We start from the raw sequence: 21,632 nt of genomic DNA, 5'->3' as shown, positions 1-21,632 counted from the left end.
CTTCTTCCTGCTTCCTGAATACGTTTTTATGCGCCGACGGAGTCGATCAACTCCATCTCGCGGCTCGTCATGAGCTTCTCGATGTCCATCAGGATCAGCATGCGGCCGTCGACCGTGCCGAGGCCCGTCAGATATTCGGTCGCGAGCGTGCCGCCGAATTCCGGCGCGGGCATCACCTGTTCCTGCGTGAGCGTGAGCACGTCCGACACGCCGTCGACGACCATGCCGACCACGCGATGCGCGACGTTCAGGATGATGACGACCGTCTGGTTGTCGTACTCGACGCGGCCCAGATTGAACTTGATGCGCATGTCGACGATCGGCACGATGATGCCGCGCAGATTGATCACGCCCTTGATGAACCCGGGCGCATTCGCGATGCGTGTAACGTTGTCGTAGCCGCGGATCTCCTGCACTTTCAGGATGTCGATGCCGTATTCCTCGGCGCCGAGCGTGAACACGAGGAATTCCTGTCCGGCTGCTTCCGTGTTTTGCGTGTCACGACGCGAAGGCGCAGCGGTTTGAATCGATTGAACGTCTGCCATGAAAGACTCCTTCGGTATTAGTGAGCGTGCGCGCCGTGCTGTGCGCGCGATTCGCGGTTGAGCGCGGCCACGTCGACGATCAGCGCGACGCTTCCGTCGCCCAGGATGGTCGCGGCGGAAATGCCGTGCACCTTGCGGTAATTCGTTTCGAGGTTCTTGACGACGACTTGCTGCTGGCCGACGAGTTCGTCGATCAGCATTGCGAAGCGGCGTCCTTCCGTCTGCATGATCGTGACGATGCCCTGCGTCGGCTCCGTGCGCGCGCCTTCGACATCGAACACGCGATGCAGCGCGACGAGCGGCAGATATTCGCCGCGCACGCGCACGACGCGCTCGCCGTTCGCGACCGTGTAGATGTCCTCGGCGACCGGTTGCAGCGACTCCATCACGAAGTTGAGCGGCAGAATGAAGATCTCGTTGCCGACCTTCACCGACATGCCGTCGAGAATCGCGAGCGTGAGCGGCAGCACGATCTTCGTCGTCGTGCCCGCGCCCTGGCGCGACATGATTTCGACGTGGCCGCCCATCGACTGGATGTTGCGCTTCACCACGTCCATGCCGACGCCGCGGCCGGAAATGTCCGTCACTTGTTCGGCGGTCGAGAAGCCCGGCATGAAGATGAGTTGCCAGACTTCTTCGTCGCTCATCGATTCGGAAACCTGCATGCCCTGCTTCTGCGCCTTCGCGAGAATCTTGTCGCGGCGCAGGCCCGCGCCGTCGTCGCTCACTTCGATCACGATGTTGCCGCCGTGATGCGCCGCCGAGAGCACGAGCTGGCCGGTCGTCGACTTGCCCGCCGCGCGGCGCGCTTCCACGGTCTCGATGCCGTGATCGAGCGAGTTGCGCACGAGGTGCGTGAGCGGATCGATGATGCGCTCGATCAGGCTCTTGTCGAGTTCGGTCGCCTGACCGAACGTGACGAGTTCCACTTCCTTGCCGAGCTTGCCGGCGATGTCGCGCACGAGGCGCGGGAAGCGGCTGAAAACGTAATCCATCGGCATCATGCGGATGGACATGACGGCCTCTTGCAGATCGCGCGCGTTGCGCTCGAGCTGCGCCATGCCGTTGAACAGGCGGTCGTGCAACGCGGGATCGAACGTGCTCGTGGTTTCCGCGAGCATCGCCTGCGTGATGACGAGTTCGCCCACCAGGTTGATGAGCTGATCGACCTTCTCCACGCCGACGCGAATCGAGCTGCCTTCCGCCGATGCCGCAGCCTGGGGGCGCGCTTTCTTGTCGGCGTCGCTTGCTGCGGACTTTGCCGGCTGAGCGGCGGACGGGTCTTTCGAGCCCGCCGCCGTCGCCGCTTCTTCCTTCACTGCTTCCTTGCCAGCGGCGGATGCGGGCGCCGTGTGCGCCTGCGATTGCTTCGGCTCTTCGTGTATCGTGGGTTGCGCAATCTGCGTGGCCGTCGCTTCCAGGCGCGCCGGCTGGGCTTCTGCGGATTGCGCCGCTGCATCGCCGCGGCCGATCGTGATCTGCTTTTCATCGATCACGAAGCAGCACACAGCGACGATATCGTCGGCGGGGACGTCCGAGTCGAGCCATACCACGTACTCGGCGTCCGCTTTCTTTTCTCCGACGATGCTTCCCAGGTTCCCCAGCTCCTCGATCAGAGTCGCCAAGTCCTTCTCGCCCACCCCCCGTAGCGTAATTTTCAGGTGGGGTCCAACTTCCGCGTGCGGCGCGCCGGTGTGTCCCGGCGTCGCGGCAGCGGTTCCTGCATTCGTTCCATCGGCGAGCTCGAACGCGCCGTCCCAGTTGCCGTCGTCCTCGATCGCGTCCATCGCCTGCGAAAGCACGTGGGCGGGCGGCGCATTCGGGCCGTCGTAGGCCGGCGCGGCGTTCGCGCTCGCGGCGGACGCGACGTTCGCGTCGGCGCCCGGCAGCGCGGGCGGCTCGATCCGGCCGGACGGTGCGCCTTCGGCCTGTTCGTTCTTCAGACGCTCGAGCTTCGCGCAGATCGCGGCGGCCGCGGCCGCATCCGGCTCCGCGCTCGCGCGATACGCGGCGAGCTGATCCGACAGCACGTCCTTCGTCGCGAGGAACGTGTCGATCATGTCGCGGCGCAGGACGAGTTCGTTGTTGCGCGCGCGGTCCAGCAGCGATTCGAGGATGTGCGTCGTTTCGGTGAGCGCGGTGAAACCGAACGTCGCCGCGCCGCCCTTGATCGAGTGCGCCGCGCGGAAGATCGCCGCGAGGTCTTCCGGATCGGGATTCGCGATGTCCAGAACGAGCAGCAGTTGCTCCATCTGCGCGAGCAGTTCGTCTGCTTCGTCGAAGAAGGTCTGGTAGAACTGGGTAATGTCGAGTGTCATGCTTGAGTCACCATCGGCGCGTGCGTGCGCGAGTTGTCTTGTGCGTTCGCTTTAGTGCTGCGTTTCTTCGGAGAGCGCGGCGACCAGTTCCGTCAGCAGGTCCGGATCGAGCGGCTTCTCGATCCAGCCTGTCGCGCCCGCCGAGCGCGCCGCGTCCTTGAACGGCTCGCCGCCTTCGGTCGTCAGCACGAGAATCGGCGTCGCCTTGTATGCGGGATTTCCGCGCAGCGCCACGATCAGATCGAGCCCGCTTCTGCCCGGCATGTGCTGATCGGTCAGAACCAGATCGAAGCGCTCCGCGAGCGCCCACTCCAGCCCCTCGTCGCCGTCCGACGCAACGGTCACTTGGTAACCCGCCGCCGCCAGCGTCGCCGAGAGGATTTGCCGCATCGCGGCTGAATCGTCGATTGCCAGAATGTGTTTGATCATGTTTGTCTCTTGCCGGGATGACGGTCGAAACGTGTCGACACTTGAGCGTCTTTTTCGAGGTTTTTGCTCACTTCGCCACGGGTCTCGCCGCGACGCCGGGAATGAGCTGGCCGAGCGCCGACGACGGATTGCCGTTCGCGTCCGTGCCGTTGTCGAGCGTCGCGCCGCGTGAGCCGTCGTCGCGCAGCATCGACAGCTCCGTCTTGCGATTGAGCACGATCACGCTGATGCGCCGGTTCTCCGGATCGAGCGGATCTTTCTTGTTCAGGTTTTGCGTCGACGCGAGTCCGAGCACGCGCATCACCTTTCCTTCGTCCATGCCGCCCGCGACCAGCTCGCGCCGCGACGCGTTCGCGCGGTCCGCGGACAGCTCCCAGTTGCTGTAGCCCTTGTCGCCGCCCGCGTACTTCACGGCGTCTGTGTGTCCCTGCACGACGATGTGATTCGGCACGTCGTTGAGCGAGCGGCCGATCTCGCGCAGGATGTCGCGCATGTACGGCTGCACGGCGTCGCTGGAGAGCGCGAACATCGGGCGCTTCTGGGTATCGACGATTTCGATGCGCAAGCCCTGTTGCGTCGATTCGATGCGGATCTGCTGCTTGAACTGGCGCAGCGTCGGATTGGCCTCGATCGCGGCCATGAGCTTCACCTGAAGATCGTGCAGGCGCACCTGCTCGCGCCGTTCGAGCTCGCCCTGCGCGGACTTGAGCAGTTCTTCGTCGGTGTCGGACGAGGCGCGCTGCGCGAGCTGCGTGGCGCCATCGGTCTTGCGCGCGGCGCCTGCGTCGGTGCTGGAAATGTCGCGGCCGCCGCCCATGATGATGCTGTTGTCCATGCCGACGGTCTTGCCGCCGACCATCGCGGCCTTGAGCGGCATCTGGAAATATTCGGCGATGCCGCGCCGCTGCACCGGCGACGTCGACGAAAGCAGCCACATCAGCAGGAAGAACGCCATCATCGCGGTCATGAAGTCCGCGTAGGCGAGTTTCCACGCGCCGCCGTGATGGCCTTTCTTGCCCGCGACGACGCGCTTGATGAATATCGGGCGATCGGTATCGTTGCTCATCGCTGTGTCTCGACTATGGCGGAAGTCACTTCGACTTGACCTTGCGCACGTGTTCTTCCAGCTCGGAGAACGACGGGCGCTCCGTCGAGAACAGCACCTTGCGGCCGAATTCCACCGCGATCGCGGGGGCGTAGCCATTCAGGCTCGCGAGGATCGTCACCTTGATGCACTGGAACATCTTGGTCTGCTCCGCGACGCGCTGTTCCGCGACGTTCGCGAGCGGTCCGATGAAGCCGTACGAAAGCAGAATGCCGAGGAAGGTGCCGACGAGCGCCTGCGCGATCATCTCGCCGAGAATCGCGGGCGGCTGATCGGCGGAGGCCATCGTGTGCACGACGCCCATCACCGCCGCGACGATGCCGAACGCGGGCATCGCGTCGCCGACCTTGGTGAGCGCGTGCGCCGGCGCTTCGCCTTCGACGTGATGCGTCTCGATTTCCTCGTCCATGAGGCTTTCGATCTCGAACGCGTTCATGTTGCCGCTCACCATGAGGCGCAGGTAATCCGTCAGGAATTCGACGATGTGATGGTCCGCGAGAATCTTCGGGTACTGGCTGAACACCGGGCTCTTCGCCGGATCTTCGATATCCGCTTCGAGCGCGAGCGTGCCTTCCTTGCGCGCTTTCGCGAGCAGCACGTAGAGCAGGCCCATCAGCTCCATGTACATGCTCTTGTCGTACTTCGCGCCCTTGAAGAGCGTCGGCAGCACCTGAATCGTCGCCTTGATGGTCTTGACGTTGTTGCCGAGGATGAACGCGCCGACGCCCGCGCCCGCGATCATCAGAATTTCGACCGGCTGCATGAGCGCGCCAAGGTGGCCGCCTTCGATGGCATAGCCGCCGAAGACGGACAGCAATGTCACGAGCGATCCAATGAAAATCAGCACAGTCGAGTCCTCACGTTTGATGCGGTAAGACCGCCGTTAAGTGGTTTACGGCACTCGACCGGAAAACTTTGGGGCACGGTCAAACCGCTGTACGTTCCGTGCGGTTTGCCGCGCGGCCTTCTCGCTGTTTCGCAAAATCTGCGTCTCAATCGCTGATTTACGGCAACCAAATATCGAACTTTTCCTAGCAGCGAAACAAAATTTTCCCGTTCGACACGAAACATCACATTTTCTGCCGATAATACGAACGCGCGTTCAGTTTTGTTGGAGACGCGAAGTCGTGAAATCGGAGGGAACGATGACAAGAGCAATGAAACAGGCCAGCGCGCTCGCGCTGACAGTGACCGCGAGTTCATTCGCGCATGCGGGTTTCGACTGCAGCAGCGGTTCGCGCGGCGGCTGGCGTATGCAGACATCGGATAGCTGGACCGGCTCCGACAAACTTGCCCACGTGGCCGCGTCCGCGCCGTTCGGCGCGCTCGGCGCCTATTTGACGCGCGGCTCGGACCATCCGGTCGTCTACGGCACGTTGATCGGCACTGCGCCGGGCTTGGTGAAGGAAATCGTCGACGGAACCTGCCGCACGGACGGCTTCTCCTACAAGGATCTGGCCGCCGACGCGCTCGGTGCGTGGATCGGCGCATCGGTGACGCATTGGGCGATCATGTATCAGCGCACGCCGCACGGGATGACCGTCGGGCTTTCGTACCACGATCGCTTTTAGACGGACGCGGGCGCGGATCAGGCGGCGATCCGCCCCGCTTCGCGGTCCGCGCCCGCCTTGCGCGTCTTGCCCGCGCGCGATGGCGGCTGGCAGAGGCCGCACACGTAACCGGCGCGCAGTTCGTACGCATGTGCGACGAAACGTCCGCGGCAGCGCGTGCAGACGTTGGTCTGGAGCATGCCGGATTCGAAGTAGCGCACGAGCGTCCACGCGCGCGTGAGCGACAGCACGGGTTCGTCGCCGTACAGCGCCGCGTGTTCGAGATAGAGGCGGTAGCTTTTCACGATCGCGTGAATCGTCGGCTGGCTCTTGTCGTTGGCCGCCATGAAGCGATAAATGCCGTGAAACAGCGACGAATGGATGTTCGGCTGCCACGTCATGAACCAGTCCGTCGAGAACGGCAGCATGCCCTTGGGCGGCGACACGCCTTTCAGTTCCTTATAGAGCTTGATGAGACGGTCGCGCGACAGGCTCGTTTCCGCTTCGAGCAGTTGCAGGCGCGCGCCGAGCTCGATCAGCTCGATCGCCAAAGTGATTTCGCGGACCTCCGCGACCACGCTTTTCGTCGCCATCGGGCTTCGCGCGCGGCGTCAGCCGATCTGCTCGACGGGACTGTCCGCCAGCACAATCGCCGCGTGGGCGTGCGCGAGCGCCGCGCTGCGGTCCTTGTCGGCGAGCGACGAAAGGATCGCGTGGTCATCGAAACGAAAGCGGCACAGCAAATGGCTCGACGACGCCACTTTCACTGCCTGCGCGAGCGTCAGCGAAGCCAGAACTTGCGCAACCTGCTCCGAAAGGCCCAGGCGATACATCGCCGAGATGCGGTCTTCCTGAAGAAGCCGCTGAGCGAGGAGCAAGTACGACAGGTTCACCTCGCGGATTTCCGCGAGCGTACTCGTAGTGCTGGTCGTCATCTTTTTCCCCGAATCGAAACGTGGCTGGTCAGGCCCAGCGGGAACGTTTGCTCGAATTCGCAAAGAAACGCGAATGCGGCCCCGCGCGTGTTGTCTGTTGTCGATTCGATTGTCGCCGATGCCCGCCGCCGCGCCTGTCGGACAAAGCATCCGACGCTGCGACGGAGTTTCGCGAAGAATCGTGTAGGAAAATTTCTTACAAGCCGGCCGCTTCGATGCCGCTCGGCAGACATGCGTTATCGGCACGTATTCGTCTGACTTAATAGCCGCGCCCCGTTTTTTTAAGACGGGCGCGCGCTGTCGCGCCTTTCAGGCCGCAGGACCGTGAATTGCTGATTCATGCCGCCCGGCGCGTCCGACGCTTCAAATCCGCCCTCATCGCCGCCATCGATGCAATTTCTGACTTCGTAACAGCACATGTATCGCGCTGTAACAACGATAAGCGATTGAAAAATGAAGTGAAATGCCGGTCTCGATCCCGATAATGATCGGTAAGGGATAACCCGGTCGCGATGTTTTTTCATCTCCGGGCCTGTCTCGGGCGGCGTCCAACCACACGCGGCCCGCCCGAATGGCATGCGTTGAGCGCTCGACCGGAGCGTGACTGCAATGCCTTACCTAAATGGAGAGTCACGTTATGCGAATCGCACAAATTGCACCGTTGCACGAAGCAGTTCCTCCGAAGTTTTACGGCGGCACTGAGCGCGTCGTGTCTTATCTGACGGATGCGCTCGTCGAACTCGGCCACGATGTAACGTTGTTTGCCAGCGGCGATTCGCAAACCAAGGCGACGCTCGAACCCGTGTGGCCGCGTGCGTTGCGTCTCGATCCGACCGTGCGCGACGCGCTCGCGCCGCACATGCTGCTGCTCGAAACCGTCCGCCAGCGCGCGCACGAGTTCGACGTGCTGCACTTCCACCTCGATTACATGCCGTTCCCGCTGTTCACGCAGATGGACACGCCGTTCGTGACGACGCTGCACGGCCGGCTCGATCTGCCGGAACTGCAGCCGATTTTCAACACGTTCACGAAGGCGAACGTCATTTCGATCTCGGATAATCAGCGCGGGCCGCTGCCGCAGGCGAACTGGCTGAACACCGTTTATCACGGTCTGCCGAGCCAGTTGCTGACGCCGCAGACGCACAAGAAGCCGGAATATCTCGCGTTCCTGGGCCGCATCTGCCCGGAAAAGCGCGCCGATCTCGCAATCAAGATCGCGGCCCAGAGCGGTCTGCCGCTGAAGATCGCCGCCAAGGTGGACAAGGTCGACCAGGAATACTTCAAGTCGACGATCGAACCGCTGCTTTCGCAGGCGCACGTCGAGTTCATCGGCGAGATCAATGAAGCGCAGAAGCCGGAATTTCTGTCGGGCGCGAAGGCGCTGCTCTTCCCGATCGATTGGAACGAGCCGTTCGGCCTCGTGATGATCGAGGCGATGGCCTGCGGCACGCCGGTGATCGCGTTCAATCGCGGTTCGGTGCCGGAAGTCATCGACCACGGCGTGACGGGCTTCATCTGCGAGGACGTGCAAGGCGCGGTCGGCGCGCTGCAACGTCTCGACGAGCTGTCGCGCACGGAAATCCGCGCGCAGTTCGAGCGCCGCTTCAGCGCGCAGACGATGGCGCAGAACTACGTCGAAAGCTACACGGCGATGCTTCAGGCCGCGAAGCGCCCGGTGTTGCGTCAGGTCGCGGTGGGCTGATTGCCTTCCTGACCAGATTTGCTGGAACTGCCGCCCGCTTGCCGGGCGGCATTTTTTTGCGCGCTTGTTAAGACATTCGCTAAGGAATGATCCGAAGTTTCGGTGCAATGCCCGTGAATTGAGAGCCGATCGACCATTTTTGACAGTTCGCCAAAGACACCGCGCTTAAACTGCGCTGCGCAAAAGCGCGTCACGCGTTCTTGTTTGAAATCAACGGCTTTTCATCTTTTTCACGAAGGCAGAATCATGCATTTGTCGAAGCGTCTCGGCGCTGAAATTTTCGGTACTTTCTGGCTCGTGCTGGGCGGCTGCGGAAGCGCCGTGCTCGCCGCGGCATTTCCTGAACTCGGCATCGGATTCGCCGGCGTTTCGCTGGCGTTCGGTCTCACCGTCCTGACGATGGCCTACGCCATCGGCCACGTCTCGGGCTGCCACCTGAACCCGGCCGTGAGCATCGGGCTCGCGACGGCGGGCCGCTTTCCGGTGCGCGATCTCGTGCCGTACATCGCGGCGCAAGTGATCGGCGCGACGCTCGGCGCGTGGGTAATCTATCTGATCGCCACGGGCAATCCGAGCTTCGACTTCGCGTCGAGCGCATTCGCCGCGAACGGTTTCGGCGAGCACTCGCCGGGGCATTTCTCGATGGCCGCCGCGCTCATCGCCGAAATCGCGATGACGTTCTTCTTCCTCTTCGTGATCCTCGGCGCCACCGACGAGCGCGCGCCGAAAGGCTTCGCGCCGCTTGCCATCGGCCTGTGCCTGACGCTCATCCATCTGATCTCGATTCCGGTCACGAATACGTCGGTGAATCCGGCGCGCTCGTCGAGCCAGGCGTTCTTCGTCGGCGGCTGGGCGCTCGATCAGCTGTGGCTGTTCTGGATTGCGCCGATCGTCGGCGCGATTCTCGCGGGCGTGCTTTATCCGTTGCTGACGCGTCAGAAGTAAGTCACGGCGGCAGCAAACGGCGGCAAGCAAAACGGGCGCGAAATGCGCCCGTTTTTGTTTTTGCGCCACAGCGCGCATACGAAAGATTAAACGCGCGCGACAAATGTAATGCCGAATTACGCAGCCTGCTTATGAATTTCCGTCACGCGATGTCAAGGATCATTTCGCGCGCCGCCGAGGGCTTGAAGGATAAGGCTTCCAGCGATGTCGACGGCGCCGCCGCGCTTGCGAACTCCCTTACGCCGTCCTTGCACACGGTAACAAGTCCTCGAAGCATGTAAGACGGCGGGCGCTTAAATTGGACCCATGCGACACACGTCGCCTTAAAGGAGAAACACAATGAAGCGCATCGTCACCCACATGCTTGTCGCGACTGGTCTTGCTATCGGTGCTGTCGGCGCGGCTCAGGCTCACAGCGATCTGCACATCGGCGTCTCGCTCGGCGCGCCGGCTTATGTGGCGCCGGCTCCGGTGTACGTGCGTCCGGCGGTTCCGGCGTATCGCGCGCCGTACTATCGTCACGAAGCGCCGCGCTGGTATGGCCGCGATCATCGCGACTATGGCCGATACGACCGCGCGGGCTGGAACCACGGCGGCTACGGCAACAACTGGGGCCATCGCGGATAAGCGGGACCGGCCGCGGATCGAGGTCCGCGGCCCGCCATGACGGATATCAGTCGGGCGTCTGTCCCGGCGACGCGAGTTCGTCGCGAATGTCGAACAGCTTGCGCAGCTGATGCGCGACGCCCGCCTCGAAGTTGTACCCAATACGCGGCACGTTCGGCAGGCGCTTGATCAGATCGGGGTTCGCGTTGTTCATCATGAACGGATGCCCGGCGGTTTCGAGCAGATCGATATCGTTCATGTTGTCGCCGAACGCGACGCACTGCGCGGTATCGACATCGAGCCGCTCCAGCACGAAACGCAGCGCGCGCCCTTTCGATACGTCCGACGTCATCACTTCCAGACAGTCCGGCAGCGAATACGTGACGTAGAGCGAATCGCCGAACTCCCGTTCGAGGTTCGCGGCGGTCACCTTCAGATCGGCCGGATCGCCGATATACAGCACTTTCGCGATGTTCTCGCCATCATGCTCGCGCAGATCCATCACTTCGTACTTGAAGCCGGAATCCTGGTGGAAGACCAGCAACTCGGGCGCGTGACGGTCGATGAGCCAGGCGTCGTCGGCAAAAAGATTGACGATGACGCGCTCGCTGCCCGCGATCTCGGGCTGCACGAGGCGGCGCACGGCGGCGGGCTCGAGGTCGCGCGAATAAATGCGCTCGTCGGCCGGCGTATGCACGCGCGCGCCGTTGGACGTGATGAGATACGCGTCGACGCCGAGCACATCGCGAATGCCGGCGACGTCGCGATAATGCCGGCCCGTCGCGATGACAATAGGCACGCCGCGCGCCGCGAGCGCGCGCACGGTTTCGGCGGTGAAGGGATCGAGCTGGTGGTCGCTGTTGAGAAGCGTACCGTCGAGATCAGTAGCGATAACCGAATACATGACTGCCTTTGTGGTGCCGCGAAGGTCGGTATTTTATCGCGCCGCACCGTCCGCAGCCGCGAAAGCGGACGCCGCGCGTCGCGCCAGTTCGAGCGCGCCCGCTGCGGAATCGGCGCGTGGCGCACGCATGCGTTCGCGCAACATGGCCGGCACGAATGGCTCGTAAGGCGCGGCCAGCCCGCCGCACAGCGCGACGGGCAGCACGCCGGCGGAATCGAGCGCCGCGACGAATTTCGCGATTTCCTGCCCCGCCTGATCCAGCAGACGCGCGGCCTCGGGATGGTCGCGGAACTCGAACACGGTGGGCGCAAGCGTCGCATAAGCGGTTTGATTCGCGGCGCACAGCCAGACGACGAGACTGTCGCGATCCGTCGCGCCAGTGTGGGCGAGCATCGCGCGCGACCAGCCATCTTCGGGCGCGCGGCCGTCGAGCACGCGCTGCAGATGCACCACCGCGCGCAGGCCGAGCCACGCGCCGCTGGCTTCATCGCCGCTCGGAAAGCCGTAGCCGCCCGCGATTCGGCAAACGCCCGATTCGTCCAGCGACGCCGCGATGCTGCCCGTGCCGAGCGCGACGATCACGCCGGATTCCCCGCCGTGCGCGCCGAGCACGGTCGTATAGGCGTCGCTTTCCACGCTCAACGCGCGCACGTCCGGCGCCGCGCCGAGAAACGCGGTGAGCCAGTCCGCGTTGTTGACGCCCGCCAGGCCGCAGCCGAGTGCGCAGTTGCGCCAGTCGAACGGCAGCGCGGCGGCCTCGAATGCGCGCGCGCACGCGTCGCCGATCGATTGCCACGCGCGCGCCACCCCGAGCCCGAGCCCCGAAGGTCCGCCGCTCGCGCGCGCCAGTTCGTTGCCGTGCGCGTCGGCGAGAATCACGCGTGTGCCGCTCCCGCCGCCGTCGATGCCGAGCAGGAAGCCGTCAAATGCCGAAGTCGAAGATGTAGTCATGGGCGCAAGCTTACCGGCGGCCGCGACGCGCGCCAATTGGCCGAATGGCATAGATGGCGCGATACGGGCGATCCGCTATGCTGACGCGATTCAAAATAATGATGAGGACTCGCAATGGCAGACGCCGAACACACCCGCTGCGCCTGGGCCACGACCGACGCGATGATCGAATATCACGACGGCGAATGGGGCGTGCCGTCGCACGACGACCGGCATCTGTTCGAAATGCTGGTGCTGGAAGGCGCGCAGGCGGGCCTTTCCTGGTCGACGATCCTCAACAAGCGCGAGGGCTATCGCGCGCTCTTCGCGGGCTTCGACATCGACAAGGTGGCGCGCTTCACCGAGAAGGACGTCGAGCGGATCGTGCAGGACGCGCGCATCGTGCGTAACCGGGCGAAGATCGAATCGGCGGTGCTCAATGCACGCGCCGTGAAGCAGATCCAGCAGGAGCACGGCTCGTTCGCGGATTTCGTCTGGTCGTTCGTCGACGGCAAAACGATCGACACGCCGCGCGATGCGAAAAATCCCACGCCCGCGTCCACGCCGGAATCGGACGCGCTCAGCAAGGCGCTCAAGAAATACGGCTGCAAGTTCGTCGGCACGACCATTTGCTACGCGTTCATGCAGGCCACCGGCATGGTCAACGATCACGCCGTGGGTTGCATGTCGCGAGAAAAACCTAAGACAAAACGGAAGACCGTTGCAAAAACCCCGCTTTGATCGATTCCTATGCGGAAAAATTTTGCCTTTTGACAACATCGTATAGCGTAATTTACGCGATCTAGGGTAAATCCTTATAGATGACGGTTTTTTTGCAGTGAAGCACGCGCAATTGCCCGAACTCAAAGGCTTTTGGCCGGGTTTTCCGCACTGCACGAACGTACGAGCCGTGTAAAAATGGCTTCCTCGCGTGCGCTGGCGCACCTTTTTACCGTTCCGAACCGTTATAACTGACGGTGTACGGATCGTCACTGAGTGTAGAAATCCGACGCGAGCACACAGGGCGCAGTCAGACCACACGCCCAGGCCGGGAAAACCGCCGTGCTCGGAGCAGAGGCCGGGCGGCGAGCGTCGATTCTGTTGCGCCATATTTGCAACGACGCTGCCGCTTTCGGTAAGCAGGTGCAGGTTCTCGAATACTTAAACGTATGGCCGCTGCGCAGGGGCGCAGGGGAGAAGATCATGAAAAGCTTGAACTTCCTGACGCATCAGGAGATTTTCAACAGCGCAGTCCAGCATCTTTTCGGACAAGGGCAAGCGGCTTTGCTGCCGCGGGGCGGCGGTGCCTATCGCGGATACTGCGGCGGCTGCCCTGTCGGGAGCTTCATCAAGCCGCGCGACTATGTCACCGCGATGGAAGGCGTGCCCATTCGCTTCATCGCGAAGCCGCCCGAGCAGGTGCCGGCGTACATGGATGTCGGCGTCGTGGCGCTGAAGCGCGCGCTGCTCCGTTCGCGCATCAACGTGTTCGATCCCAACACCGTCGAGCTGCTGTCGTGCCTGCAGAACGTGCATGACGTCTTCGGCAAATGGGAATGGCGCGAGCGTTTGACGTCGATCGCGCGTCAGTTCGGGTTGTCAGCCGAACTTCTTAAAACGGCCGCGTGATATTGCAGGTGCTGTGATGTTGAGCCCTATTACGATGTTGAGCCCGAAGGACATTTACGAGCGCGTCAGCGAGCACTTGCTGACGCAGCGCGCGGTCTCGGAAGACGACAACGGTTCGTGCAGGCTTCGCAGTCCGGAAGGCCGCAAGTGCGCGATCGGGTCGCTCGTGCGCGACGATGTGTACGAGCCGGAGCTGGAAGGCGTCGGCATTTCCTACTATCGGCATGCGCGGGACGGCGGTCTGCTGCGGGCGCTCTACGCATCGAACGTGAATGCCTACGATCCGAACATCATCGATCTGCTGATCGAGCTGGAGGAAGTTCACGACTACGCCGAAATCGAAGAGTGGCCGGCGTTGCTCGCGGCGCTTGGCAGGCGTCACGCGTTCGTCTGAACGCCCTCGCTAAAAAAGGCAATAGAAACGAAAACGGCGGTGCGCCCTTACGGGTCGCACCGCCGTTTTGCCGTTCGGCGCGAGGATCCGAAAACCCTCGCCCGAACAAGACGCTTAGTGCATCTTCTTCGGCAGCATCTGGCTGCGCAGGCGCTTGCGCAGACGCGCGACAGCGGCGGCCTTCTTGCGCTTGCGCTCGGTGGTCGGCTTTTCGTACGACTGGCGCTCGCGCAGTTCGGCGATCAGGCCATTGCGCTCGATGGTGCGGCGGAAACGCCGAATCGCGACATCGAACGGCTCGTTTTCTTTGAGGACGATAGTGGTCATGTAAATCCTGGTTTGCTAAACGTATTTTCAAGCGCGCGACGACTGCGAGTTGCCGCGCCCCGGCACTCCGATCGTCCGCCGGACGTGAGAACGGCGCGACGGACACGAGCAAAGCGGCCACGGAGGCCGGAAAAGAGAGCGTTGAGATTCAGCCGCGGAAGCGGCAGGCGCTTTCGAAAGAACCACACGAAGGCGCGTTTCAGAGCCGTTCGCCGCTGTTGGTTGACGTTGTCATTTTCAGCGGCGAAGGCAGGAAATCGGGCACATTTCTCGATTCGGGCGCGATGTTACCAGAACACCGCGCCATTGCCAACTCCCGCGCGCCGGCCAACTCATTGATGCAACAGAACTATTTCTGCCACGCGCTGGCTTCGTCGAGCAGATGGATATCGTCGGCTGCGAGTTGCAGGCGCGTCGCGGCGGCCAAGCTCTCCAGTTGCGCGACCGACGTGGCGCTGGCGATCGGCGCCGTCACGCTCGGGCGCGCGATCATCCACGCGAGCGCGACCGTCGCGGGCGTCGTGTCGTTGCGTTTCGCGACTTCGTCGAGCGCGTCGAGAATCTCGAGGCCGCGCGGCGTCAGATACTTTTCGACGCGCGAGCCGCGCGCCTTGTGCTGCGTGTCCGCCTTCGACCGATATTTGCCCGACAGAAAGCCGCTCGCGAGCGCGTAATACGGCACGACGGCGATCTTGTGCTGTTCTGCCACCGGTTCGAGACCGGTCTCGTAGCCCTCGCGGTCGTAGAGGTTGTATTCGGGTTGCAGAATCTGATACGCCGGCAAGCCCGAATCCTTCGCGACTTTCAACGCCTCTTCTAGCCGCTCGCCCGTGTAGTTCGACGCGCCGATCACCCGCACCTTCCCCGCCTTGATGAGCGTCTGATACGCGTCGAGGGTTTCGTCGAGCGGCGTGGTTTCGTCGTCGTAATGGGAGAAATAGACGTCGATGTAATCGGTCTTGAGACGCCGCAGCGAATCGTCGACGGCCGCCGCGATGTTCGCCGCCGAGAGCCCGGCGCGCGTGGACAGCTTGCCGACTTTCGTCGCGAGCACGACCTGGTGGCGCTTGCCGCTTTCCCTGAACCACTTGCCGATGATCGTCTCCGATTCGCCGCCCTGATGCCCGTCGACCCAGGCGGAATAGACGTCGGCTGTATCGATGAAATTCAGGCCGTGGTCGACGAACGCGTCGAGGATCGAGAACGACGTGCGCTCGTTGGCAGTCCAGCCGAACACGTTGCCGCCGAAGACGAGCGGCGCAACTTTCAGTTCCGATGTGCCGATATTGCGTGTCTGCATGTGCGCTCCGAATGCGTCGTGAGGGACCAAAAAGCATACGCGCGAAATCGGCGCCTTGCCGGGCAAGGCTTCGCGGCCTCGCAACAGAATTCGTTACACAAATCGTTTGCGCGGGCCTTAAGTTTTTTTCGAGGGGCCCGATAACCACAAGTAGGCGGCCGGCTATCACCGAGCGCAGGACCGCCAGGCAACTTACTCGGTGCTTTAGCCAAAGCCAGATACAGTCTCCCAGGAGAGAACAAAATGATCGGTATCAACAGCAACATCAACTCGCTGGTTGCACAGCAGAACCTCAACGGCACGCAAAGCGCGCTGTCTTCGGCGATCACCCGCCTCTCGTCGGGCAAGCGCATCAACAGCGCTGCTGACGACGCAGCAGGTCTCGCGATCTCGAACCGGATGCAAACGCAGATCAACGGCCTGAACCAGGGCGTTTCGAATGCGAACGACGGTGTGTCGATTGCCCAGACGGCTTCGAGCGCGCTTTCGTCGATGACCTCCAGCCTGCAGCGTATCCGTACGCTGGCCGTGCAAGCCGCTAGCGGCTCGCTCTCGTCGAGCGACCAGGCTTCGCTGCAGAAGGAAGTTTCGCAGCAGATCGCCGAAGTGAACCGTATCGCGTCGCAAACGACGTACAACGGCCGCAACATTCTTGACGGTTCGGCTGGCAGCCTGAGCTTCCAGGTCGGCGCGAACGTCGGTCAGACGATCAATCTGGACCTGAGCCAAGACATGGGCGCGAACTCGCTCGGCGGCGGCATGGTGCAGAAGGGCAACACGCTCGGCACGTTCTCGAACCTGTCGCTGTCGTCGAGCGGCGCCTACGCCTCTTCCGGCGCGACGATCACCTCGATCAACGTGCTGTCGGACGGCAAGGGCGGCTTCTCGTTCACCGACCAGAACAACGTCGCGCTGAGCTCGACGGCCGTCACGGCCATCTTCGGCTCGGGCACCGCAGGCACGGGCACGGCTGCAGCACCGCACGAAAACACGCTGACGTTCAGCACGAGCATTGCCGGTTCGATGGGCGCATCCGTGAGCTCCGCGATCACCACCCTCAACGCGTCGATCAACAAGATCAACAAGCCGGACACGGTCGCGAACCTCGACATCAGCACCACGACGGGCGCCAACGTCGCGCTGGTCTCGATCGACAACGCACTGCAGACGCTGAACAACGTGCAGGCAACGCTGGGTGCAGCCCAGAACCGTCTGAGCGCAATCGCTTCGTCGCAGCAAGCTGAATCGACCGACCTGTCGTCGGCTCAGTCGCAGATCACCGACGCGAACTTCGCGCAGGAAACGGCGAACCTCAGCAAGGCTCAAGTGCTGCAACAGGCTGGTATCTCGGTGCTCGCGCAAGCGAACTCCCTGCCGCAGCAAGTTCTGAAGCTCCTCGGCTAAGCGGTACGCCAAGGTAGCACCCGACGCCGGATCTTCATCCCGAAGATCCGGCGTCGGGCCGTCCCGGCGACGAAACCACGTTTCGATCTCTTGCGTGTGCGCCCGCGCCCACGAGCGCACACGCAAGAGTTTGTTTCCCGCAACGAGCAGTTGACTGCGATCACGCGCAATCAGGCGACAGCGCGATACACGGAGTTACCCGATGTCCACGATCAGTACGGCCACCACGGCGGCGACCGCCGCGCAGACCCAGGCGTCCGCGAACGCGGCGCTTGCCGAAGCAGCGCAATCCATCATCAGCGGCGCGACGGGCAACTCGTCGATGGACGTCAACGCGCTCGTCACCGCGATGGTCAACGCGAAAACGGCCGGCCAGAGCGCATCGCTCGCCGCCGCGCAATCGAACGACAACACGAAGCTCTCGGCGATCGGCACGCTGTCGTCGGCGCTCTCGACGCTGCAAACCACGATGACGAGCCTGACCGACGGCTCGCTGATGTCGACCTTCACGACCAACGTGACGGGCACCGGCATCACCGCATCGGGCGCCGCCGGCGCCGTGGCGGGCAGCTACGACGTGACGGTCTCGCAGATCGCGAAGGCGCAATCGCTGACGTCGACCGGCTTCGCGACGGACGAAAAGCTCGGCACCGGCACGATGCAGATCAGCGTCGGCTCCAAGTCGATGTCGATCAACATCACGAGCAGCAACAACACGCTTTCGGGCATCGCCGCCGCGATCAACAACGCGTCCGGCAATCCGGGCGTGAGCGCGACGATCGTGACCGGCACGGACGGCCAGCATCTGGTGCTCAACTCCACGACGACGGGCGCGTCGAACGTCATCTCGACCACGATCACCGGCGCGGCCAGCGGCAGCGACCTGAACAAGCTCGGGGTCTCGTCGACGGCCGGCGCAAACGGCGCGGCGTCCACGATTTCCGACGATTCCGTCACCAACGGCTGGTCGCAAAGCGCGACCGCGCAGGACGCGATGTACAAGGTCGGCGGCGTCGCGGGCACGAGTTCGAGCAACACGGTCACGAGCGCGATCAAGGGCGTGACGCTGAACCTGACGGCGGCGGCGGTGACGACCCCGGCGAGCACGCAGACGGTCACGATCTCGCAGGACACGTCGTCGATTTCGAGCGCGATTTCGAACTTCGTCAGCCTCTACAACACGGTCGTCTCGACGATCAACTCTTATACGTCGTTCAACAGCAGCGCGTCCGCGGGCTCGCAGGGCGGCGTGCTGCTCGGCAACTCGGCGGTCAACACGATCAAGAATCAGCTTTCGGCGATCATCGGCAGCGCGGTCGGCAAGGGCAGCGGCTCGATCTCGCTGGCGTCGCTCGGCATCAGCCAGGTTTCGTCGCTCGATGCGACCGCGGAGCAGCCGGCCGGCACGCTGACCATCGACAGCGACAAGCTCACCGACGCGCTGACGAACAACGCAACCGGCGTGTCGCAGCTTTTCAACGCGATCAACGGCGTCGGCGCGCAGCTGACCGACAAGATTTCGAGCTATCTCAGCACGGGCGGCCTGCTCACGTCCGAGACGGATTCGATCAACAAGGATCTCGCCAACATCTCGACGCAGCAGACGACGCTGACCAACTACGCCGCGCAGCTCACGTCGGACTACAACGCGCAGTTCACGGCGCTCAATACGCTGATGGCGAGCATGAACCAGAACACGCAATATCTGACGGCGCTCTTCGGCGGCACGAACAGCGCGGGCGCGATGGCGACCAACAAGTCCTAAAAGCGGAGAACCGGCACGATGAACCAGGACGCTCTCGTCGAACAACTGTTCGCACTGACGAAAGACATGGAAACGGCGGCCACGCTCGCGGACTGGCCGCGCGCAGCGGAGCTCGATGCCGCGCGCACGCCGCTTTTGCAGGCGCTGACGCGCGAGCAGAGCCCGCAGGCGCTCGCGAAAATCCGCGAAATCCAGGGTATCGACGCTGCCGTGCTCGCGGACGCGAGCGCGACCCGCACCGGTCTCGCCGCCGAATATCACGCGGCGATGAAGCGCGTGAACGCCGTCAACCGCTACCAGCAAGGCGCGCGGTTCTAGAAACACCGCGCTTTCGCTTCAGTTTTCCCCCGATGCCCGCTTCACGCGGGCATTTTTTCGCCCGCTGGCGATCCCCCGAATTACGGCGGCTTTCCCGCTCATCTCCGCGCTTCGGTTTGGCGGCCTCGCTTGGATAATCAGTTCAATCGCAAGGAGCACGCCGAAGATCATGAGCATTTCCCTACAGGTTCCGGACGCCACGACGCTGACGCCGGAGCAACAGTTCGAGCAGGACATCGCGACCGTCATGCAGTCGGCGCTGGAGAATCATCACGCCGGCAATCATGCCGACGCCGAAGCGCTCTATCGCGCGATTCTCGATCACAAGCCGGATCACGCGGACGTGCTGTACAACCTCGCGGTTCTCTTTATCCAGACGCAACGTCCGGACGACGCGGTGCCGCTGTTCGAATCCGTGCTCGGCCTGCGTCCGGACAACGGCCAGTACTGGGTCTCGTACATCGACGCGCTCGCGCGCACCAATCAGACGCAGGCTGCCTGGTTCGCGGTTGAAATGGCGCAGCAGCGCGGCGCGCGCGGTCCGGCGATGGACGGCCTGATCGAGCGCCTGTCGCACCCGAATGGCTACGCGGCGGCCGTGCTCGCCGAGGCCTCGCAGCTCGCGCGCCTCGCGCCGAAGACCGTCGATGGCAGCGCGGACGACGCGTCGCAATCGACCGCCGGCAAGCGCGGCAATCCCACGCCGCAGGACCTGAACCAGTTCGCGTCGCTTTACAACAAGGGCCGCCACGACGAAGCGATCAAGCTGGCGCGCGTGCTCGTCGAACGTTATCCGCATCACGTCGGCGCGCAGCGTTCGCTCGGCCTGGCGCTGTACTCGCACGGCCGCTTCGTCGAAGCCATCGAGCCGCTCGGCCGCACGGTCGAGCTGGAGCCCGCGGACCAGCATTCGCGCATGCTGTTCGCGAGCGCGCTGCAGGTTCATGGCGACAACGTCGGCGCCGAGCGGCAGTGCCGTCTGGTGATCGCGCGCGACCCGAATCACGCGGAAGCGCATCGCGTGCTCGGCGTGTCGCTGTCGGCGATGCGCCGTCACGCCGAAGCCATCGAAGCCTGCGAACGGGCGATCGAGCTCGCGCCGAAAAACGGCGACATGCACGGCGCGCTCGGCGTCGTGCTGATGGACGACGGTCAGATCGCGCGCGCCGAAGGCACCTTCCGCAAGGCGCTCGAGTGCAACCCGATCGACTTCATTTCGCACAGCAATCTGCTGTTCTGCCTCACGCACCGTACCGATCTGACGCCCGTCGCGCTCTTCGACGAACATCGCGAATTCGACCGCCGTCACGGCGATCCGGCGCGCCGCCTGTGGCGCGCGCACGAGAACGCGAAGGATCCGCACAAGACGCTGCGCGTCGGTCTCGTGTCCGGCGACTTGTTCCGCCACGCCGTCGCATCGTTTCTGGAACCCGTGCTCGCATTGCTCGCGAAGGATCCGGGCATCGAGATTCACGTCTACAGCACCCATGCGCGCGAGGATTCGACGACGCAGCGCCTGCGCGGCCACGCGCCACGCTGGAACGTCGTCTCGGGCTTGTCGGACGATGCGTTCGTCGAGAAAGTGCGCGCCGACGGCATCGATATCCTGATCGACCTGTCGGGCCATACCGGCCGCAACCGCCTGCGCGCCTTCGCACGCAAGCCCGCGCCGGTCCAGGCGTCGTGGATCGGCTATCCGCAGACGACCGGCGTCAGCGCCATCGACTATTACTTCGCGAACCGCACGCCGCATTTCTCGCCGATCGACGACCAGTTCGTCGAAAAGATCGCGTACCTGCCGGCGGCGGCGCCGTTCCTGCCCGATGCGAATTCGCCGCCGGTCAATCTGCTGCCCGCGCTCCACAAGGGCTACGTCACGTTCGGCAGCTTCAACCGCGTGTCGAAGCTGCGCCGCGAGGTGATCGCGCTGTGGGCGCGCGTGCTGCACGCCGTGCCGGATTCGAAGATGCTGATGGGCGCGATGCCCGACGACAGCGCCGTCGCGGAACTGGGCAAGTGGTTCGCCGAAGAAGGCATCGCCGCGGACCGGCTTGCGCTGCTCAAGCGCTCGAACGTGTCGGTGTATCTGCAGCAGCATCATCAGGTCGATCTGTGTCTCGACACCTTCCCGTATGCGGGCGGCACGACGACGCTGCACGCGCTCTGGATGGGCGTGCCGACGCTGACGCTGCTCGGCGACACGATGCCCGGCCGCGCGGGCGGCACGTTGATGAGCCAGGTCGGACTCGAATCGTTCATCGCACGCGACGCGGATGAATTCGTCGCGAAGGGCGTCGCGTACGCAAGCGATCTGAATGCGCTCGCGGCCCTGCGCACCGGCATGCGCGAGCGCTGCTCGGAATCGGCGCGCTTCCGTCCGGACGTGATCGCCGCGAGCATGAGCCACGCGCTTCGTCACATGTGGCAGCGCTGGTGCGCCGGCCTGCCCGCCGAATCTTTCGATACCGAACTCCTCGCCGCCGCGCCCGCCGCAGCGAATTCAGCAGCCACCACGCAAGGTTGATC

At 63.5% G+C, this 21,632-nt stretch carries 22 protein-coding genes; 11 read left to right on the top strand and 11 right to left on the bottom strand.

What is annotated here, in order from left to right; all coding sequences use genetic code 11:
- Positions 1 to 26: 26 nt before the first annotated feature.
- From cheW to motA, 5 genes are all read right to left on the bottom strand, one after another.
- On the bottom strand, positions 27 to 545 hold the full coding sequence (cheW, locus tag QCE58_RS02080) for a chemotaxis protein CheW (RefSeq protein ID WP_008351879.1): 519 nt from the start codon (positions 543 to 545) through the stop codon (positions 27 to 29).
- A 17-nt stretch (positions 546 to 562) separates the two neighbouring features.
- Positions 563 to 2,863 carry a chemotaxis protein CheA gene (cheA, locus tag QCE58_RS02075; RefSeq protein ID WP_250520900.1) on the bottom strand — a complete coding sequence of 767 codons (2,301 nt, stop codon included), beginning with the start codon at positions 2,861 to 2,863 and terminating at the stop codon, positions 563 to 565.
- A gap of 51 nt (positions 2,864 to 2,914) precedes the next feature.
- Positions 2,915 to 3,292 (bottom strand): response regulator, encoded by a 378-nt coding sequence (locus QCE58_RS02070; protein WP_008351883.1) that lies wholly within the window; start codon positions 3,290 to 3,292, stop codon positions 2,915 to 2,917.
- Positions 3,293 to 3,359: 67 nt separating this feature from the next.
- Positions 3,360 to 4,358 (bottom strand): flagellar motor protein MotB, encoded by a 999-nt coding sequence (gene motB / locus QCE58_RS02065; protein WP_250520899.1) that lies wholly within the window; start codon positions 4,356 to 4,358, stop codon positions 3,360 to 3,362.
- A 25-nt stretch (positions 4,359 to 4,383) separates the two neighbouring features.
- Positions 4,384 to 5,244 carry a flagellar motor stator protein MotA gene (gene motA, locus QCE58_RS02060; protein WP_008351887.1) on the bottom strand — a complete coding sequence of 287 codons (861 nt, stop codon included), beginning with the start codon at positions 5,242 to 5,244 and terminating at the stop codon, positions 4,384 to 4,386.
- Positions 5,245 to 5,554: 310 nt separating this feature from the next.
- Here motA and QCE58_RS02055 point away from each other — a divergent pair, with 310 nt between their 5' ends.
- Positions 5,555 to 5,968: a hypothetical protein gene (locus QCE58_RS02055; protein WP_409014088.1), complete on the top strand. Its 414-nt coding sequence runs from the start codon at positions 5,555 to 5,557 to the stop codon at positions 5,966 to 5,968.
- 17 nt (positions 5,969 to 5,985) lie between these two features.
- Here the strand turns inward: QCE58_RS02055 and flhC are convergent, their stop codons facing one another.
- A complete protein-coding gene (gene flhC / locus QCE58_RS02050) occupies positions 5,986 to 6,540 on the bottom strand; it encodes a flagellar transcriptional regulator FlhC (protein ID WP_008351890.1) in 555 nt (184 codons plus the stop codon).
- An 18-nt stretch (positions 6,541 to 6,558) separates the two neighbouring features.
- Positions 6,559 to 6,882: a flagellar transcriptional regulator FlhD gene (gene flhD / locus QCE58_RS02045; RefSeq protein ID WP_008351892.1), complete on the bottom strand. Its 324-nt coding sequence runs from the start codon at positions 6,880 to 6,882 to the stop codon at positions 6,559 to 6,561.
- 637 nt (positions 6,883 to 7,519) lie between these two features.
- On the opposite strand from flhD, the gene QCE58_RS02040 reads away from it, so the two are divergent.
- The 3 genes from QCE58_RS02040 to QCE58_RS02030 all read left to right on the top strand — a co-directional run bounded on the left by QCE58_RS02040 (position 7,520) and on the right by QCE58_RS02030 (position 10,156).
- Entirely contained in the window at positions 7,520 to 8,584 is a 1,065-nt protein-coding gene (locus QCE58_RS02040) for a glycosyltransferase family 4 protein (RefSeq protein WP_250520897.1), read from the top strand.
- A 246-nt stretch (positions 8,585 to 8,830) separates the two neighbouring features.
- The gene (gene aqpZ / locus QCE58_RS02035; RefSeq protein ID WP_008351895.1) at positions 8,831 to 9,529 is read left to right on the top strand and encodes an aquaporin Z; all 699 of its coding nucleotides are present in this window, start codon (positions 8,831 to 8,833) and stop codon (positions 9,527 to 9,529) included.
- 339 nt (positions 9,530 to 9,868) lie between these two features.
- On the top strand, positions 9,869 to 10,156 hold the full coding sequence (locus tag QCE58_RS02030) for a hypothetical protein (RefSeq protein ID WP_008351896.1): 288 nt from the start codon (positions 9,869 to 9,871) through the stop codon (positions 10,154 to 10,156).
- 46 nt (positions 10,157 to 10,202) lie between these two features.
- Here the strand turns inward: QCE58_RS02030 and QCE58_RS02025 are convergent, their stop codons facing one another.
- The gene (locus tag QCE58_RS02025) at positions 10,203 to 11,039 is read right to left on the bottom strand and encodes a Cof-type HAD-IIB family hydrolase (protein ID WP_008351897.1); all 837 of its coding nucleotides are present in this window, start codon (positions 11,037 to 11,039) and stop codon (positions 10,203 to 10,205) included.
- Between the two features lie 33 nt (positions 11,040 to 11,072).
- On the bottom strand, positions 11,073 to 11,990 hold the full coding sequence (locus tag QCE58_RS02020) for a BadF/BadG/BcrA/BcrD ATPase family protein (RefSeq protein ID WP_034470768.1): 918 nt from the start codon (positions 11,988 to 11,990) through the stop codon (positions 11,073 to 11,075).
- 114 nt (positions 11,991 to 12,104) lie between these two features.
- On the opposite strand from QCE58_RS02020, the gene QCE58_RS02015 reads away from it, so the two are divergent.
- From QCE58_RS02015 to QCE58_RS02005, 3 genes are all read left to right on the top strand, one after another.
- Positions 12,105 to 12,710 carry a DNA-3-methyladenine glycosylase I gene (locus QCE58_RS02015; RefSeq protein ID WP_034470421.1) on the top strand — a complete coding sequence of 202 codons (606 nt, stop codon included), beginning with the start codon at positions 12,105 to 12,107 and terminating at the stop codon, positions 12,708 to 12,710.
- Between the two features lie 462 nt (positions 12,711 to 13,172).
- The gene (locus QCE58_RS02010; protein ID WP_175979735.1) at positions 13,173 to 13,598 is read left to right on the top strand and encodes a hypothetical protein; all 426 of its coding nucleotides are present in this window, start codon (positions 13,173 to 13,175) and stop codon (positions 13,596 to 13,598) included.
- A gap of 16 nt (positions 13,599 to 13,614) precedes the next feature.
- Positions 13,615 to 13,992, top strand: a complete 378-nt coding sequence (locus tag QCE58_RS02005; protein WP_239294315.1) for a hypothetical protein — start codon at positions 13,615 to 13,617, stop codon at positions 13,990 to 13,992.
- Positions 13,993 to 14,106: 114 nt separating this feature from the next.
- Here QCE58_RS02005 and rpsU read toward each other — a convergent pair whose 3' ends face one another.
- Together rpsU and QCE58_RS01995 are read right to left on the bottom strand one after the other, a co-directional pair.
- Complete coding sequence (gene rpsU / locus QCE58_RS02000; protein ID WP_008351904.1) at positions 14,107 to 14,319, bottom strand: 30S ribosomal protein S21; 213 nt, start codon at positions 14,317 to 14,319, stop codon at positions 14,107 to 14,109.
- A 349-nt stretch (positions 14,320 to 14,668) separates the two neighbouring features.
- The gene (locus tag QCE58_RS01995) at positions 14,669 to 15,619 is read right to left on the bottom strand and encodes an aldo/keto reductase (protein WP_250433518.1); all 951 of its coding nucleotides are present in this window, start codon (positions 15,617 to 15,619) and stop codon (positions 14,669 to 14,671) included.
- 243 nt (positions 15,620 to 15,862) lie between these two features.
- On the opposite strand from QCE58_RS01995, the gene QCE58_RS01990 reads away from it, so the two are divergent.
- The 4 genes from QCE58_RS01990 (at position 15,863) to QCE58_RS01975 (ending at position 21,630) form a co-directional block, all read left to right on the top strand.
- Positions 15,863 to 17,023: a flagellin gene (locus QCE58_RS01990; protein WP_250433509.1), complete on the top strand. Its 1,161-nt coding sequence runs from the start codon at positions 15,863 to 15,865 to the stop codon at positions 17,021 to 17,023.
- 202 nt (positions 17,024 to 17,225) lie between these two features.
- Entirely contained in the window at positions 17,226 to 18,788 is a 1,563-nt protein-coding gene (gene fliD, locus QCE58_RS01985) for a flagellar filament capping protein FliD (RefSeq protein ID WP_250433492.1), read from the top strand.
- A gap of 18 nt (positions 18,789 to 18,806) precedes the next feature.
- Positions 18,807 to 19,106, top strand: a complete 300-nt coding sequence (locus QCE58_RS01980; protein ID WP_250433483.1) for a flagellar protein FliT — start codon at positions 18,807 to 18,809, stop codon at positions 19,104 to 19,106.
- Between the two features lie 169 nt (positions 19,107 to 19,275).
- On the top strand, positions 19,276 to 21,630 hold the full coding sequence (locus QCE58_RS01975) for a tetratricopeptide repeat protein (protein ID WP_250438864.1): 2,355 nt from the start codon (positions 19,276 to 19,278) through the stop codon (positions 21,628 to 21,630).
- Positions 21,631 to 21,632: the final 2 nt, after the last annotated feature.

Origin of the sequence: Caballeronia sp. LZ028 (assembly GCF_031451415.1) — a bacterium.
GTDB lineage: Bacteria > Pseudomonadota > Gammaproteobacteria > Burkholderiales > Burkholderiaceae > Caballeronia > Caballeronia zhejiangensis.
This window is presented reverse-complemented; position numbering and strand designations above follow the sequence as displayed.

Bases quoted from the DNA above. Each gene is read 5' to 3' on its own strand.
- QCE58_RS02030 (WP_008351896.1), top strand. From the start codon at position 9,869: ATGAAGCGCATCGTCACCCACATGCTTGTCGCGACTGGTCTTGCTATC.
- QCE58_RS01990 (WP_250433509.1), top strand. From the start codon at position 15,863: ATGATCGGTATCAACAGCAACATCAACTCGCTGGTTGCACAGCAGAAC.
- QCE58_RS02070 (WP_008351883.1), bottom strand. From the start codon at position 3,292: ATGATCAAACACATTCTGGCAATCGACGATTCAGCCGCGATGCGGCAA.
- QCE58_RS02025 (WP_008351897.1), bottom strand. From the start codon at position 11,039: ATGTATTCGGTTATCGCTACTGATCTCGACGGTACGCTTCTCAACAGC.
- QCE58_RS01980 (WP_250433483.1), top strand. From the start codon at position 18,807: ATGAACCAGGACGCTCTCGTCGAACAACTGTTCGCACTGACGAAAGAC.
- flhD (WP_008351892.1), bottom strand. From the start codon at position 6,882: ATGACGACCAGCACTACGAGTACGCTCGCGGAAATCCGCGAGGTGAAC.
- QCE58_RS02020 (WP_034470768.1), bottom strand. From the start codon at position 11,990: ATGACTACATCTTCGACTTCGGCATTTGACGGCTTCCTGCTCGGCATC.
- QCE58_RS01995 (WP_250433518.1), bottom strand. From the start codon at position 15,619: ATGCAGACACGCAATATCGGCACATCGGAACTGAAAGTTGCGCCGCTC.
- QCE58_RS02040 (WP_250520897.1), top strand. From the start codon at position 7,520: ATGCGAATCGCACAAATTGCACCGTTGCACGAAGCAGTTCCTCCGAAG.
- QCE58_RS01975 (WP_250438864.1), top strand. From the start codon at position 19,276: ATGAGCATTTCCCTACAGGTTCCGGACGCCACGACGCTGACGCCGGAG.
- QCE58_RS02055 (WP_409014088.1), top strand. From the start codon at position 5,555: ATGAAACAGGCCAGCGCGCTCGCGCTGACAGTGACCGCGAGTTCATTC.
- QCE58_RS02010 (WP_175979735.1), top strand. From the start codon at position 13,173: ATGAAAAGCTTGAACTTCCTGACGCATCAGGAGATTTTCAACAGCGCA.
- flhC (WP_008351890.1), bottom strand. From the start codon at position 6,540: ATGGCGACGAAAAGCGTGGTCGCGGAGGTCCGCGAAATCACTTTGGCG.
- QCE58_RS02015 (WP_034470421.1), top strand. From the start codon at position 12,105: ATGGCAGACGCCGAACACACCCGCTGCGCCTGGGCCACGACCGACGCG.
- fliD (WP_250433492.1), top strand. From the start codon at position 17,226: ATGTCCACGATCAGTACGGCCACCACGGCGGCGACCGCCGCGCAGACC.
- aqpZ (WP_008351895.1), top strand. From the start codon at position 8,831: ATGCATTTGTCGAAGCGTCTCGGCGCTGAAATTTTCGGTACTTTCTGG.
- motB (WP_250520899.1), bottom strand. From the start codon at position 4,358: ATGAGCAACGATACCGATCGCCCGATATTCATCAAGCGCGTCGTCGCG.
- cheA (WP_250520900.1), bottom strand. From the start codon at position 2,863: ATGACACTCGACATTACCCAGTTCTACCAGACCTTCTTCGACGAAGCA.
- QCE58_RS02005 (WP_239294315.1), top strand. From the start codon at position 13,615: ATGTTGAGCCCTATTACGATGTTGAGCCCGAAGGACATTTACGAGCGC.
- cheW (WP_008351879.1), bottom strand. From the start codon at position 545: ATGGCAGACGTTCAATCGATTCAAACCGCTGCGCCTTCGCGTCGTGAC.
- rpsU (WP_008351904.1), bottom strand. From the start codon at position 14,319: ATGACCACTATCGTCCTCAAAGAAAACGAGCCGTTCGATGTCGCGATT.